Source organism: Nonomuraea sp. NPDC059194, from assembly GCF_042754765.1.
GTDB lineage: Bacteria > Actinomycetota > Actinomycetes > Streptosporangiales > Streptosporangiaceae > Nonomuraea.
In genome coordinates this window covers 18,926-32,356 of record NZ_JBHZBH010000016.1, presented here as the reverse complement: position 1 = coordinate 32,356, position 13,431 = coordinate 18,926, and the positions used below count along the sequence as shown (strand labels likewise).

General features: G+C 69.5%; 14 protein-coding genes. 5 read left to right on the top strand and 9 right to left on the bottom strand.

Annotation, left to right across the window (positions count from 1 at the left end; translation table 11 throughout):
• Positions 1 to 130: 130 nt before the first annotated feature.
• The 7 genes from ACFXJ8_RS20450 to ACFXJ8_RS20420 form a co-directional block, all read right to left on the bottom strand.
• Complete coding sequence (locus ACFXJ8_RS20450) at positions 131 to 805, bottom strand: response regulator (protein WP_379645490.1); 675 nt, start codon at positions 803 to 805, stop codon at positions 131 to 133.
• Entirely contained in the window at positions 802 to 3,348 is a 2,547-nt protein-coding gene (locus ACFXJ8_RS20445) for a DUF4118 domain-containing protein (protein ID WP_379645489.1), read from the bottom strand. Before ACFXJ8_RS20445 ends, ACFXJ8_RS20450 begins: the two co-directional genes overlap by 4 nt.
• Before the next feature lie 4 nt (positions 3,349 to 3,352).
• A complete protein-coding gene (locus tag ACFXJ8_RS20440; protein WP_379645488.1) occupies positions 3,353 to 4,210 on the bottom strand; it encodes a potassium-transporting ATPase subunit C in 858 nt (285 codons plus the stop codon).
• On the bottom strand, positions 4,211 to 6,313 hold the full coding sequence (gene kdpB / locus ACFXJ8_RS20435; protein ID WP_379645487.1) for a potassium-transporting ATPase subunit KdpB: 2,103 nt from the start codon (positions 6,311 to 6,313) through the stop codon (positions 4,211 to 4,213).
• Positions 6,310 to 7,959 carry a potassium-transporting ATPase subunit KdpA gene (kdpA, locus tag ACFXJ8_RS20430; protein ID WP_379645486.1) on the bottom strand — a complete coding sequence of 550 codons (1,650 nt, stop codon included), beginning with the start codon at positions 7,957 to 7,959 and terminating at the stop codon, positions 6,310 to 6,312. The genes kdpB and kdpA overlap by 4 nt, the downstream gene beginning before the upstream one ends.
• Complete coding sequence (gene kdpF, locus ACFXJ8_RS20425; protein WP_379645485.1) at positions 7,959 to 8,048, bottom strand: K(+)-transporting ATPase subunit F; 90 nt, start codon at positions 8,046 to 8,048, stop codon at positions 7,959 to 7,961. Before kdpF ends, kdpA begins: the two co-directional genes overlap by 1 nt.
• Before the next feature lie 275 nt (positions 8,049 to 8,323).
• A complete protein-coding gene (locus ACFXJ8_RS20420; RefSeq protein ID WP_379574641.1) occupies positions 8,324 to 8,530 on the bottom strand; it encodes a cold-shock protein in 207 nt (68 codons plus the stop codon).
• A gap of 303 nt (positions 8,531 to 8,833) precedes the next feature.
• Between ACFXJ8_RS20420 and ACFXJ8_RS20415 the strand changes: the two genes are divergently transcribed.
• Positions 8,834 to 10,150: a DUF5994 family protein gene (locus tag ACFXJ8_RS20415; protein WP_379645484.1), complete on the top strand. Its 1,317-nt coding sequence runs from the start codon at positions 8,834 to 8,836 to the stop codon at positions 10,148 to 10,150.
• Here the strand turns inward: ACFXJ8_RS20415 and ACFXJ8_RS20410 are convergent.
• Positions 10,140 to 10,640, bottom strand: coding sequence for a DUF1269 domain-containing protein (locus tag ACFXJ8_RS20410; RefSeq protein ID WP_379645483.1), 501 nt, complete (start codon positions 10,638 to 10,640; stop codon positions 10,140 to 10,142). The two genes, ACFXJ8_RS20415 and ACFXJ8_RS20410, sit on opposite strands and share 11 nt — an antisense overlap.
• A gap of 148 nt (positions 10,641 to 10,788) precedes the next feature.
• Positions 10,789 to 11,196 (bottom strand): hypothetical protein, encoded by a 408-nt coding sequence (locus ACFXJ8_RS20405; RefSeq protein WP_379645482.1) that lies wholly within the window; start codon positions 11,194 to 11,196, stop codon positions 10,789 to 10,791.
• A gap of 93 nt (positions 11,197 to 11,289) precedes the next feature.
• On the opposite strand from ACFXJ8_RS20405, the gene ACFXJ8_RS20400 reads away from it, so the two are divergent.
• The 4 genes from ACFXJ8_RS20400 to ACFXJ8_RS20385 all read left to right on the top strand — a co-directional run bounded on the left by ACFXJ8_RS20400 (position 11,290) and on the right by ACFXJ8_RS20385 (position 13,427).
• Positions 11,290 to 12,180, top strand: coding sequence for an SseB family protein (locus ACFXJ8_RS20400; protein WP_379645627.1), 891 nt, complete (start codon positions 11,290 to 11,292; stop codon positions 12,178 to 12,180).
• Entirely contained in the window at positions 12,177 to 12,572 is a 396-nt protein-coding gene (locus tag ACFXJ8_RS20395) for a hypothetical protein (RefSeq protein WP_379645481.1), read from the top strand. The genes ACFXJ8_RS20400 and ACFXJ8_RS20395 overlap by 4 nt, the downstream gene beginning before the upstream one ends.
• Positions 12,573 to 12,675: 103 nt before the next feature.
• Positions 12,676 to 13,080, top strand: coding sequence for a YbaB/EbfC family nucleoid-associated protein (locus ACFXJ8_RS20390; RefSeq protein WP_379645480.1), 405 nt, complete (start codon positions 12,676 to 12,678; stop codon positions 13,078 to 13,080).
• Complete coding sequence (locus ACFXJ8_RS20385; RefSeq protein ID WP_379645479.1) at positions 13,077 to 13,427, top strand: hypothetical protein; 351 nt, start codon at positions 13,077 to 13,079, stop codon at positions 13,425 to 13,427. The genes ACFXJ8_RS20390 and ACFXJ8_RS20385 overlap by 4 nt, the downstream gene beginning before the upstream one ends.
• Positions 13,428 to 13,431: the final 4 nt, after the last annotated feature.

Genomic DNA, 13,431 nt, shown 5'->3' with positions numbered 1-13,431 from the left:
GGGCCGACGTGCCCGCTCACGTCGGCCCCCCGCCCAGCGAGCCTCAGCCCACCATGGTCAGCCACTCTCAGCCGACCACGGCCGACGAAGGAAGCCCGCGGGCCGGTCCGTGACCCAGTGGAGGCGGGGTTCAGGCGAGCGGGATGAAGCGGTACCCCATACCCGGCTCGGTGATCAGATGGTCCGGCCGCGCCGGGTCGCGTTCGAGTTTGCGCCGCAGCTGGGCCATGTACTGGCGCAGGTAGTGCGTCTCCTTGACGTACTTCGGGCCCCAGACCTCGCTCAGCAGGTACCGCTGGCTGACCAGTTTGCCCGGGTTACGCAGCAGGATCTCCAGGATGTGCCACTCGGTGGGCGTCAGCCGTACCCCGTCGGAGACCGTCTTGTTCGTCAGGTCGACGACCCGGTCGCCGATCTGGATGCGCGCGAGCTCGGCCTCGTGGAGGCCGGTCCTGCGGGTGACGGCCCGCATGCGGGCCAGCAGTTCCTCGATGTTGAACGGCTTGGTGACGTAGTCGTCCGCCCCGGCGTCCAGCGCCTCGATCTTGTCCTGGTTCCCCGTCCTGCCGGACAGCACCAGGATGGGCACCGACGTCCATCCGCGCAGGCCGTGGATGACGTCGACGCCGTCGAGGTCGGGCAGTCCGAGGTCGAGGAGGACGAGGTCGGGGTGCCGTTCGGCGGCCTCCCTGAGCGCCGATCCGCCGTCGGCGGCCACGGCCACGTCGTAGTGGCGCGCGGCCAGGTTGATGCGCAGCGCGCGCAGGATCTGCGGTTCGTCGTCGACGACGAGCACGCGGGTCACGCGAGCACCGCCTGAGACGAGACGGGAAGCGTGAGGATCATGGTGAGACCTCCCCCTGGTGTCTCGTCGGGGACGAGGGTGCCGCCCATGGCCTCGGCCAGCCCTCGCGAGAGCGCGAGGCCGAGCCCGACGCCGGTGTCGTTGTCGCGGTCGCCCAGGCGCTGGAACGGCAGGAAGATGCGGTCGTGCGCCTCGGGCGGGACGCCGGGGCCCCGGTCGATCACGCGGATCTCGACGCGGTCGCCGTGCCGGCTCGCGGTGATGAGCACATTCGCCTCCTGCGGGCTGTGGCGGACCGCGTTGGTCATCAGGTTGACCAGCACGCGTTCGAGCAGCGCGGGATCGGCGCTGATCTCGGGCAGGTCGACGGAGATGTCGCCGTCGACCCTGTCGCGCAGCGGGCCGAGGTCGTCGATCGCGCGGGGCACGACCTCCTCCACGGCGACGTGCTCCAGCGAGAGCCCGAGCACGCCCGCCTGCAGGCGGCTCATGTCGAGCAGGTTGGCGACCAGGCGGTCGAGTTTGGCCAGCGACTCGTCGGCGGTGGCCAGCAGCTCGCGGCGGTCCTCGGGGCTCCAGTCGATCGCGGTGTTGCTCAGGCTCTCCACGGCAGCCTTGGCCGAGGCCAGCGGAGTGCGCAGGTCGTGGCTGACGGCGGCCAGTAGCGCGGTGCGCATCCGGTCCGCCTCGGCCAGCGGTTCGGCCCGCCCCGCCGCCTCTTCCAGGCGCCGCTGGCGCAGCGCGACCGCGGTCTCGGCGGCGAACGCCTCCAGGACCCGGCGGTCGGCCGCGTCGAGCAGCCGCCCGCGGGCGGCCAGCACCAGGTTCTCGTCGATGACCACGTCGGTGTCGGCGGCCGAAGGGGAGGTGCAGGGCGGGCCGCCGGTGGTGGCGATGATCCGCCAGGCGTCAGGGTCGGTGTGGTCGTCCGGCATGCCGCCGGTGTCGGGCTGCCGTTCGAGCAGCGTGACGGAGGTCAGCCCGAACGTCTCCCTCAGCCTGGCCAGCAGCGAGGGCAGCGCGGCCTCGCCGCGCAGCACGTGCCCGGCCAGCGTGGCGAGGATCTCGGCGTCCGCGCCCGCCCTGGCCGCCTCTCTCGTACGGCGGGCCGCCACGTCCACGATCGTGCTCACCATGGCGGCGACCACGACGAACACGACCAGCGCGAACAGGTTCTCCGGGTCGGAGATCGTGAACTCGCCGATCGGCGGGGTGAAGAACCAGTTGAGCAGCAGCGACCCGCCGACGGCCGCGGTGATGGCCGGCCACATGCCGCCGATGAGGGCGACGCCGACGACCGTGGTCAGGTAGAAGAGGATCTCGGTCGGCAGCGACAGCTCGTCCCTGAACGGGGTCAGCGCCGCGGTCAGCGCGATCATGCCGGCGATGGCGACGGCCCATCCGGTCACCCGCCGCTTCCTTGTCAGCGCCGCGCGGGCGCGTGAAGGACGGTGGCGGCCCCTCTTCGCCTCGGCGTGCGTGATCATGTGCACGTCGATCGAGCCCGACAGCGCGGTGGTCTCCACGCCGACCCCGCGGGAGAAGATCTGCGCGAACCTGCCACGCCTGGAGGCGCCGAGCACGAGCTGGGTGGCGTTGACGCCGCCGGCGAAGTCGAGCAGGGCGCGCGGGATGTCGTCGCCGACCACCTGGTGGTAGGTGCCGCCCAGGCTCTCCACCAGCGTGCGCTGCCTGGCGAGGTTGGCGGGGTCGCCGCCGGACAGGCCGTCGGCGCTGGTGACGTGGACGGCCAGCAGGTCGGCGCCCTTGGTCCTGGCGGCGACGCGGGCGGCCCGCCGTACCAGAGTGTCGCCCTCTGGGCCGCCGGTCAGGGCTACGACCACGCGCTCGCGCGCCTCCCACGTGGTGGCGATCCCGTGGTCGGCGCGGTAGCGGTCGAGCTGCTCGTCGACCTTGCCCGCGACCCACAGCAGAGCCAGCTCGCGCAGCGCGGTCAGGTTGCCGACCCTGAAGTAGTTGGACAGGGCGGCGTTCACCTTCTCCGGAGCGTAGATGTTGCCGTGGGCCATCCGCCGCCGCAGCGCCTCGGGCGACATGTCGACCAGCTCGATCTGGTCGGCGCGGCGCACCACCTCGTCGGGGACGGTCTCCCGCTGCGGGATGCCGGTGATCTGCTGGACGACGTCGTTGAGCGACTCCAGGTGCTGGATGTTGACCGTGGAGATGACGTCGATGCCGGCGTCGAGGATCTCCTCGATGTCCAGCCAGCGCTTGGCGTTCCTGGACCCCGGCACGTTCGTGTGCGCCAGCTCGTCGATGAGCGCGATCTTCGGCGCTCGGGCGATGACGGCGTCCACGTCGAGCTCGGTGAAGGTGGCGCCCCGGTAGTGGATCGTCCGGCGAGGGACGATCTCCATGCCGTCGAGGAGCTCGGCGGTGCGGGGACGGTCGTGGGTCTCGACGAATCCCACGACGACGTCCCTGCCCCGGTCAAGCCCTCTGCGTCCTTCGCAGAGCATCGCGAAGGTCTTGCCCACGCCGGGCGCCGCGCCCAGGTAGACCCTCAGCCGCCCGCGTGCCATCGCGCTACCCCTTGTCGAGGGCCAGGTTGAGGTCGAGCACGTTCACCGCGGGCTCGCCCATGAACCCGAGCGCCCTGCCGGTGGTGTGCTCCCTGATGAGCTCGTTCACGCTCGCCACGGCGATCCCGCGCGCTTTCGCCACGCGGAGCGCCTGGAGCTCGGCGTAGGCGACCGAGATGTGCGGGTCCAGGCCGGAGCCGCTGGCCGTGACCGCGTCCGCGGGCACCACGGGCGGCCCCGCCGTACCGCGGACGGGCACGGTACGGCCGGCCGCGTAGTCCTCGCCCGGCTTGCCGCACTCGACCGTGACGCCCTCGAAGGTGGCGGCGAAGGGCCGCGCCGGGCAGGCCTGGTTGACGCTGACGGCCCTGGTCGGCGTGCCCACGGCGGGGAACACCTTCAGCACCGCGCCCACGCCGTCGGGCGTGCAGTACGGCCTGGCGCCGCTGACGCCCTCCAGCTCGCCGACCGCCTTGGAGCGGGCGCACACCTGGGTGAGCAGCGAAGCCCTGCCCTCGTCTTCGACGCCCGGGACGGGCAGGGTGTCGACGACGTCCTCGGGACCGAGGTTGCTCGCCGCGGTGGACAGCATGTCGTAGCCGTCCCCGGCCGCCGACGGCCGGCTCTGGAAGTACTTCCGGACGGCGTTGCCGTCCTTGTCGGTGAAGAGCTGGCCGACGAGGGCGCTCCCCACCGTCTTGCCGTTGTTCTCCACGAGGGAGCCGTTGGCCTTGTCGTTGAACACGGCCTGGGCGACCCCGGTGACCACGAGCGGGTAGATCCCACCGAGGACCAGGGTCAGGACGATGACCGCGCGGACGGCGGCGAGGTGCTGGCGAATCCAGCTGGGCAGGCGTTCCATTTACGACATCCCCGGAAGGAACTGGATGAGAAGGTCGATGAGCTTGATGCCGACGAAGGGCGCGACGATGCCGCCCAGGCCGTAGAGAGAAAGGTTGCGGCTGAGCAGCTTCGAGGCGCTGGACGGCCGGTAGCGCACGCCGCGCAGGGCCAGCGGGATCAGCGCGACGATGATGATCGCGTTGAAGATGACCGCGGACAGGATCGCCGACTGCGGGCTGGCAAGGCGCATGATGTTGAGCGCGTCCAGGCCCGGGTACACCGCGGCGAACATCGCGGGAATGATCGCGAAGTACTTGGCGATGTCGTTGGCGATCGAGAACGTGGTCAGCGCGCCACGCGTGATCAGCAACTGCTTGCCGATCTCCACGATCTCGATGAGCTTGGTCGGGTTGGAGTCGAGGTCGACCATGTTGCCGGCCTCCTTGGCGGCCGACGTGCCGGTGTTCATGGCCACGCCGACGTCCGACTGGGCGAGCGCGGGGGCGTCGTTGGTGCCGTCACCCGTCATGGCGACCAGGCGGCCGCCCGCCTGCTCCTGCTTGATGAGGGCGAGCTTGTCCTCGGGCGTGGCCTCGGCCAGGAAGTCGTCCACGCCCGCCTCGTCGGCGATGGCCCTGGCGGTCAGCGGGTTGTCACCGGTGATCATGACGGTGCGGATGCCCATGCGGCGCATCTCGTCGAACCGCTCCCGCATGCCCTGCTTGACGACGTCCTTGAGGTGGATGACGCCGAGCACGCGGCCCTTCTCGGCCACGACCAGCGGGGTGCCGCCCGAGCCGGAGATCCCGTCCACGATGTGGCCGACCTCGTCGGTCGGGTGGCCGCCCTGGTCGCGCACCCACTTCATGACGGCCGTGGCGGCGCCCTTGCGGACCTGCCTGCCGTCGAGGTTCACCCCCGACATGCGGGTCTGCGCGGTGAACGGCACCCACTCGGCGTGGGCCAGCTCGCCGGGCTCCCGCTCGCGCAGGCCGTGGGCCGTCTTGGCGTAGACCACGATCGAGCGGCCCTCGGGCGTCTCGTCGGCCAGGCTGGACAGCTGCGCCGCCCGCGCCAGCTCCATCTCCGGCACCCCCGCGACGGGCACGAACTCCGCCGCCTGCCGGTTGCCCAGCGTGATGGTGCCGGTCTTGTCCAGCAGCAGCGTGCTCACGTCGCCTGCGGCCTCGACCGCGCGGCCCGACATGGCCAGCACGTTGCGCTGGACCAGCCGGTCCATGCCCGCGATGCCGATCGCCGACAGCAGCGCGCCGATCGTGGTCGGGATGAGGCAGACCAGCAGCGAGACCAGCACGACACCGGTCACGCCGTCGCCAGTGAGCGCCAGCGAGTCGGGGACGCCCGGGTTCACGTTCTTGGCGTAGATCGCGAGCGGCTGCATGGTGACGGTGGCGACCAGGAAGATGATGGTCAGCGCGGCCAGCAGGATGTTGAGCGCGATCTCGTTCGGCGTCTTCTGCCGGTTCGCGCCCTCGACCAGGGAGATCATCCGGTCGATGAAGCTCTCGCCCGGCTTCTGGGTGATCTGCACGATGATCTTGTCGGACAGCACCTTGGTGCCGCCGGTCACCGCGGACCTGTCGCCGCCGGACTCCCTGATCACCGGCGCGGACTCGCCGGTGATCGCCGACTCGTCCACGCTCGCGATGCCCTCGACGACGTCGCCGTCACCGGGGATGATCTCACCGGCCTCGACGATCACGAAGTCGCCCTGCTTGAGTTCGGGGGCACCCACCGTGTCCCACTCGGTGGAGGTGCGGCTCCTGAGGCGGCGGGCCGTGGTGTCGCGCTTGGCGGCGCGCAGCGTCGCCGCCTGCGCCTTGCCCCTGCCCTCGGCGACCGCCTCGGCCAGGTTGGCGAACAGGACGGTCAGCCAGAGCCAGACCACGATCGCCCAGGCGAAGAAGGACGGGTCGAGGACCGCCAGGACGGTGGTGAACACCGCGCCGATCTCCACGATCAGCATCACGGGGTTGCGCCAGAGCGTGACGGGGTTCAGCTTGACGAGCGCGTCGGGCAGCGACCTGACGAGCTGTTTGGGGTCGAACAGGCCGCCGGGCGCGGGAGCGGTCTTCGGCGCCTCGGCCAGGTGGGTCGTCATGACGAGAGTCCTTCTGCGAGCGGGCCAAGCGCCAGGGCGGGGAGGAAGGTCAGCGCGACCAGGACGATCGTCACGCCGACGACCATGCCGACGAACTGCGGCCGGTGGGTCGGCAACGTGCCCGCCGACTCCGGCACGGGCGTCTGCTTGGCCAGCGAGCCCGCCAGAGCCAGGACGAAGATGATCGGCAGGAACCGGCCGAGCACCATGCACAGGCCGAGCGCCACGTCGTACCACGGGGTGTTCACCGTGACGCCGCCGAAGGCGGAGCCGTTGTTGTTCGACGCGCTGGTGAAGGCGTAGAGGATCTCGGAGAAGCCGTGCGGGCCGCTGTTCAGCATGGCCGCCAGGCCCGCCTGGTTGCCCATGGCCACGGCCGTGCCGACCAGCACCAGGATCGGGGTGACCAGGAAGTACATCGAGGCCAGCTTGATCTCGCGGGCGCCGATCTTCTTGCCGAGGTACTCGGGCGTCCTGCCGACCATGAGTCCCGCGACGAACACGGTGATCACGGCGAGGATGAGCATGCCGTACAGGCCCGCGCCGACACCGCCGGGGGCGACCTCGCCCAGCATCATGTTGAACAGCGTCATCATGCCGCCGAACGGCGTGTAGGAGTCGTGGAAGGAGTTCACGGCGCCGGTGCTCGTCAGCGTGGTCGCGGCGGCGAACGTCGCGGAGTTGGCGACGCCGAACCGCACGTCCTTGCCCTCCATCGCGGCGCCGACCGCCTGCGGAACGGTGGCGTCGCCCTGGAGCTCGAAGACGTTGGTGAGCACGACGCTGACGACGGCGATCGTGGCCATCACGGCGAGGATCGCGTAGCCCTGGCGGAGCTGGCCGACCATCCTGCCGAAGGTGCGGGTCAGGCAGATCGGGATGAGGAGAATCAGGAAGATCTCGAACCAGTTCGTCCAGGCCGTGGCGTTCTCGAACGGGTGGGCCGAGTTGGTGTTGTAGAAGCCGCCGCCGTTGGTGCCCAGCTCCTTGATGACCTCCTGGCTGGCCACCGGGCCGCCGGTCAGGTTCTGGGTGCCGCCGGCGAGCGTCGTGATCTCGTGCGGGCCGGTGAAGTTCTGCACCAGACCGCCCGCCACGAGGACCAGCGCGCCGACGACCGCGATGGGCAGCAGGATGCGCAGGCTGCCGCGCACCAGGTCCACCCAGAAGTTGCCGACGGTGTCGGCGCCCCTGCGGGCGAAGCCGCGCACCAGCGCGATCGCCACCGCCATGCCGACCGCGGCCGACACGAAGTTCTGTACGGCGAGCGCCGCCATCTGCACCAGGTGGCCCATGGTGCTCTCGCCCGAGTAGGCCTGCCAGTTGGTGTTGGTGACGAAGCTGATCGCGGTGTTCCACGCGACGTGGTCGGTCACGGGCGGGAAGCCGAGCGAGAGCCACAGCTTGTCCTGCAGGCGCTGCATGCCGTACACGAACAGGATCGAGATCACCGAGAACGCGAGCAGGCTGCGGGCGTAGCCGGCCCACCGCTGCTCGGCGTCGGCGCGGACGCCGAGCAGGCGGTAGACGAAGCGCTCGACGGCGGTGTCCTTGGCGCTGCTGTAGACGCGGTACATGTGGTCGCCGAGCGGCCGGTACGCCACGGCCAGCGCGACGATCAGCGACGCGATGAAGAGCCAGCCCATCAGAACCGCTCGGGGAAGAGCAGGGCCACGACGATGAAGACCACCAGAGCGACGGCCACGATCAAACCAGCGGCGTTCACGGCGCTCACAGGCGCTCCACCGCCTTAACGACAAGCCCGAAGATCACGAAGATCGCGATCGTCAGGGCGACGAAGATGACGTCAGCCATCCCCACTCCTCAGGTCCGGACAGTGCTTTCAAGGCCAGCAAACCGGGAGATTTAAGGAGTTTTGTCGTTCTTGACGGGTTCTATACGGCCGGGGGCCGGGTATTGACACCTTCCCTACGGGGGACGTCCCCGAAACGCGAACCGGGGCCCGGTCCCTTACAGGACCGGACCCCGGCTCATGATGCCGCGAATACGTCAGACGACGGGAACGATGTTCTCCGCCTGCGGGCCCTTCTGGCCCTGCGTGACGTCGAAGCTGACCTTCTGCCCCTCGTGGAGCTCGCGGTAGCCCTGCGAGGCGATGTTGGAGTAGTGGGCGAAGACGTCGGCGCCGCCGCCGTCCTGGGCGATGAAGCCGAAGCCCTTTTCAGCGTTGAACCACTTGACGATGCCGGTTGCCATCTCGATCTCCTTCGATAGGCGCAGTACTGAAATCCGTACCTCACGGATCCCACGTCGCCGCAATGACCCATCCGGAGATGACCGGAAAAAACAAATGCGCCCCAGGCCTGCAGGCGCACACAACGTTCATGGGTACCAGAACTGCAACTCCTTCAAAGGTAGCACGTGGTACGGATGCTGTGACCCCCTTCGCCGCCCACAGGCGTAAAGTGAAAGTCACCTGGGACCTTTCGCATGTCGACAACCACGTCGGCGTCGCCTCAGACAGAGCCGGCCTGTGTGCCGGAGACGGGCGGCACTCTGATGCCGAACCACGACATGCACCTCTCACCCGTCGCCCCCCAGCCCCCAGCGATCGCCCGGGTCCGCCTCGAACCGACTCTCACCCGCGACGGAGCGCTCGACGGCGCCTGGTGGCCGTACTCCACCGACTTCCGCCGTGAGCTCCCCTCCCTCGTGCGTACGCTCGACACCCTGCTCGGCCCCATCCTGCGGGTCAGGCTCGACCTGGCAGCCTGGGACGACGGCCCCGCCCACCTCATGGTCGACGGGCGCTTCCTCCGGGTCAGCGACTCCATGGGAACGGCTGACACGGTCCGGCTGGTCCGCGGCGACCAGGACGGATTCATGCTCCTGGTGGTCCCGCCGGAAACCGCGGCGTCGACGGCCGCGGCCGCGATGAAGACCGCCGCGCGCACCGGCAACACCCTGTCCGCGACGGACATCCTCACTCATTGCCGCCCGTCCGACCCGGGGCCGGCGCTCGACATCGCGATCCGCCCCTACGATCCCTCGGACCAGACGGCCGTGCTCGCGCTGGTCGAGGCCGACCACCTGCCGGGCCAGCCGATGTGCTCGCCCGAGACGCTCGAGGAGGCCATCAGGGGAACGTGCCGCCGCGACCCCGCCCCGTGGGCCCGGCTCGACAGCCCCAGAACCGAGGTGATGGTCGATGCGGACGGCCAGGTGCTGGGCGCGGTGTCCTACGCGGTTCGCCGGGACGACGGCGACGGGCTCATCCTGTGGTTGCACGGCCGGGAGATCCTGGTCGTCGTCGAGGCGCTCGTCTCCCATGTCCTTGACGAGCTGAGCGGCAGCCGAACCGTGCACGCCTTCGAGTCCACGGTGGGCCTCGGCCCTTCCGCCCTTCCTTCGGGACGCCGGCCCGTGACCCGCAAGGTGATGGAGCACGCCGGGTTCTCCAGCCGGGACTCGTGGCGCTACCTGCGCCGCGCCACGACAGAGGTCCGGTGCGCGGAGGCGTGCCCGCTCGTCGAGACGGTCCGTAGCACGGTCCCGCCCGGCTGGTGGCTGCGCAACCGCAAGGACGACCTCGCCGCCGAAGCCGTCGTCCAGACGCCGACCGGCGACGTCGGCGTGCTTTGGTGGTTCGGCACGGACGCCCTCCACGCCGACGACGCCTTCGAGCGGGCGATGCTGAACGAGGCCGTCACCCTCCTCCACCGGAACGGGGCGTCGGAGACGATTCTGTACGCCGACGGCAAGCAGGCCGACGGGCACCCCACGTGGGCGGTGTTCGACGAGGCCGGGTTCGTGGAGATCGACCATCTCGTCTCGTACGCCAAGGAAGGGACTGAGAGCCGGGCTGTCAGGCGTTGACGCCCTGGGCGGCCTTGACGGTTTCGCGCAGCTGCTCCTCCTCCTCGTGGCCGAGCGAGGTCTGCAGGATGTGCCCGCCGTACTGGGCGATGTCGGGGATGACCTTGTCCGGCGTGCTCTGCACGACCAGCAGGAACAGCGCGGCGGTGCCCGGCTCCAGCTTGGCGCCGAGGTCCTTCATGAACTTGTCGTCGACGCCCACGTCGGTGAGCGCGCCACCGGCCGCGCCGCCCGCCGCGCCGAGGGCCATGCCGAGCAACGGCATGAAGAACAGCAGCCCGATCAGGCCGCCCCACAGCGCGCCGCTGGCCGCGCCCATGCCGGTCATGCTGGCGGCCTGGTGCAGCTTGATCTTCCCGTCCTGCCTGCGCTCGACGACGCACGCGTCGGCGAGCGTGATGAGCTTCTGCTTCTGCATCTCGAACAGCCGGTCGCGGACCAGGCTGGCGGTGTTGACGTCCGGGTAGGAGATGGCGATGAGGTGACTCATGACGTTCCTGTCTTCCTGTCGTTCTCGGCGTGGTCGTGCGTGTCCTCCCCGGACGCGCGAACGACCGCGCCCGGCCGTACAGAGGCCATGAGTGCGTCTTTCCCGATGCCGGTTATACGGAAGTCCGCAAAACTCCCAAAACCGGCATTCACTCCGCGAGCGCCTTGGCCTCGCGGCCGTGGACGATCAGCGCGTACAGGACCAGGACGTCGACGGCGATGATCGCCAGCGACCACCACGGGTTGACCGCGATCCAGGTGAGCTGCGTGATGGCGTTGATCATGACCAGGATGACGGCCACCACGCGCGCCCAGTCCTTGCCGAAGCTCACCCCGACACCGGTGGCGGTGAGCAGGACACCCCAGATCAGGTGGATCCAGCCCCATCCGGTCAGGTCGAACAGCAGCAGCCGCGTGAAGGTCTGCACGTAGACCTCGTCGTTGATGATGGCGTTCAGGCCGGTGATGATGTTGAAGATCCCCGACATGATCATCAGCATGCCGCCGAACCAGATCCAGCCGACCCATCCGGTCACGCGTTCCGTGTGGATAGCCATAGGGCCAACCTCCCCCGAAGTCACGAGCCCTCTCTGGCGGGTGTTCCCAGATGGACCCCATGACATGCGAATACGGAACGAGCGTTGGCTAAGGTGATCAACGTGTACAACCCGTCCAGTCCTTTCGAGGAACAGCTCTGGGCGGCCTTCGAGGCAGGCAACACCGCCCTGTGCCTGAGCATGCTGAAGGACGCCGACTTCGCGCTGCCGATGTCCAGGGCCGCCTTCGAGGGGTCCGAGCCGATCACCTGGCCCACCTTCCGCGACGAGGAACGGACGTGGCTGGCGGCCTACACCTCGGCCGAGGCGATGGGCGCGATCCTCGGCGGCCACACCGAGTACTTCCGGATCACCTCGATGGTGGAGCTGGCCGCCGGCTGGCCCGATCCGCGCTGGGGGCTGGCCGTCAACCCCGGCCTGCCGGCGAACTTCTACCTGGAGTCGGGTACGGTCGCCAGACTCGCCGTCCCCACCCTGGTCCAGGACCTCACCCTCGCCCCCGGGTCGGGCGTCCCCGTGATGCAGAAGCTGCTGCGCCTGCCCGACGTCCACGACCTACTGGTGGGCGACGACTCCAGGGTCTCCGGCTACTGCCACCACGCGCTCGACGTCTCGCACATCGCCACGCCCGCCGTGCTGGCCGCCGCGCTCGGGCAGCCCGACTTCGTCACCCCCGAGGGCGCGCTCAACATGCTGCGCTGGCGTCCCGTGGGGCTCGACCTCTACCGCACGCCGTACGGCGGGCTGGACGAGGAGCGGCGCGACGCGGTCGCCGGGTGGGTGGTCGAGGAGCCGCCGTTCGTCGGCCTCGGCCTGGTGCCCAACGTCGACCAGGTGATCCGCGAGTACAAGGTGTACGGCGTGGGCCTCACCCACGGCGCGGAGATCTGGGAGCTGACCCACGACGGCAGGCAGTACAGGCGCGCCATCTACCAGGGCGACCTGCGCCAGTGGCTCCTGGTCGTCAGGCCGGAGGGCTCATGAGCTGGCACACCTATCGCGCCAGGTGGCGGGGCGTCGACTATCCCGCCAGCCCCGACTCGTCGGGGTTCGAGCTCTGGATGCGCCTGCGCCGCGAGGAGCCCTCCGAGGGTTTCACCGAGGTCGAGCCCGGCTGCCACGTGATGACCGTGCCCGCGGACGACTGCGAGGCGATCTGGTTCGTGACCACCGTGTGCACGTGGCGCGGCATGGAGTTCCAGGTCCACGACGAGCGCGACGGCAAGCTGCTGCTGGAGTATCTGGGCGGCTCGGCTCCCGAGGCCGTGGCGCTCGGCATGGAGCGGATCGAGCGCGGCGTCTACCGCCGGTGGGTGCCCCGCGCCCAGGTGGACGACCTGCGCGAAAGCTCCGTCCCCCTGACATACCCCGGCTAAAAGATCAAACTCGCCAACAATCTTGTCGGATGATGTTCATGTGGCTGAAACTAGCTAGAAACACCTGCGATGTGTATGCGCATGGTGTGGCTGGAGAGGTGACATGGAGTCCTTCGGGGAACGCGACTCCGCGGGCCTGCAGGCGTACGCGGACGAGTTGCGCGCGACCTTCATGCAGCTTCAGGACAAGGGCGCCGAGCTGCACACCAAGGCCAAGTCCGTCCAGGTGACGGCGACCTCGCGCGACGGCCTGGTCACGGTGACGGTCGGAGCGCGCGGCGAGCTGGTCAGGCTCGACATCGACCCGCGCATCTACCGTCGGCCGGACGCGCGAGGCCTGGCCGACGCGATCGCCGAGACCATCCACAGGGCGACGGCGGAGGCGCGGGCGCAGATCATCGAGATCTTCGAGCCGTTGATCCCCGTCGAGCAGATGCGGGCGCATCTCGACGGTGACCTCGAGACCGTGATGAACCAGCTCGCCGACCAGATGAGCGGCAAGCGATGAGCGACTGGTCCGGCTTCGAGGTCGTCAAGGCCACTGCCTACACGGGAGTCTCCCAGTGGAAGGCCCTGGCCGAGGAGATCGAACGACAGCTGCCCGAGCTCACGGCCAAGCTGCGCCAAGCCATGGACGCCGAGCCATGGGGGCCCGGCAGCACCGAGGGTGACGCCTTCTTCGCCAGCCACTTCGGCGGCGTGAACCCGCCCCAGATCCTCACCCGTTGCGACGAGCTGCCCAAGGAATTCCTCGACGCCGGCGACAGGGTGCGCAAGAACGTCGACAACCACTTCACCACGGACCAGGCGATCGCCGAGGACGTCGCGAGAGGCGTGAACACCCGCCAGGTCTGAGACC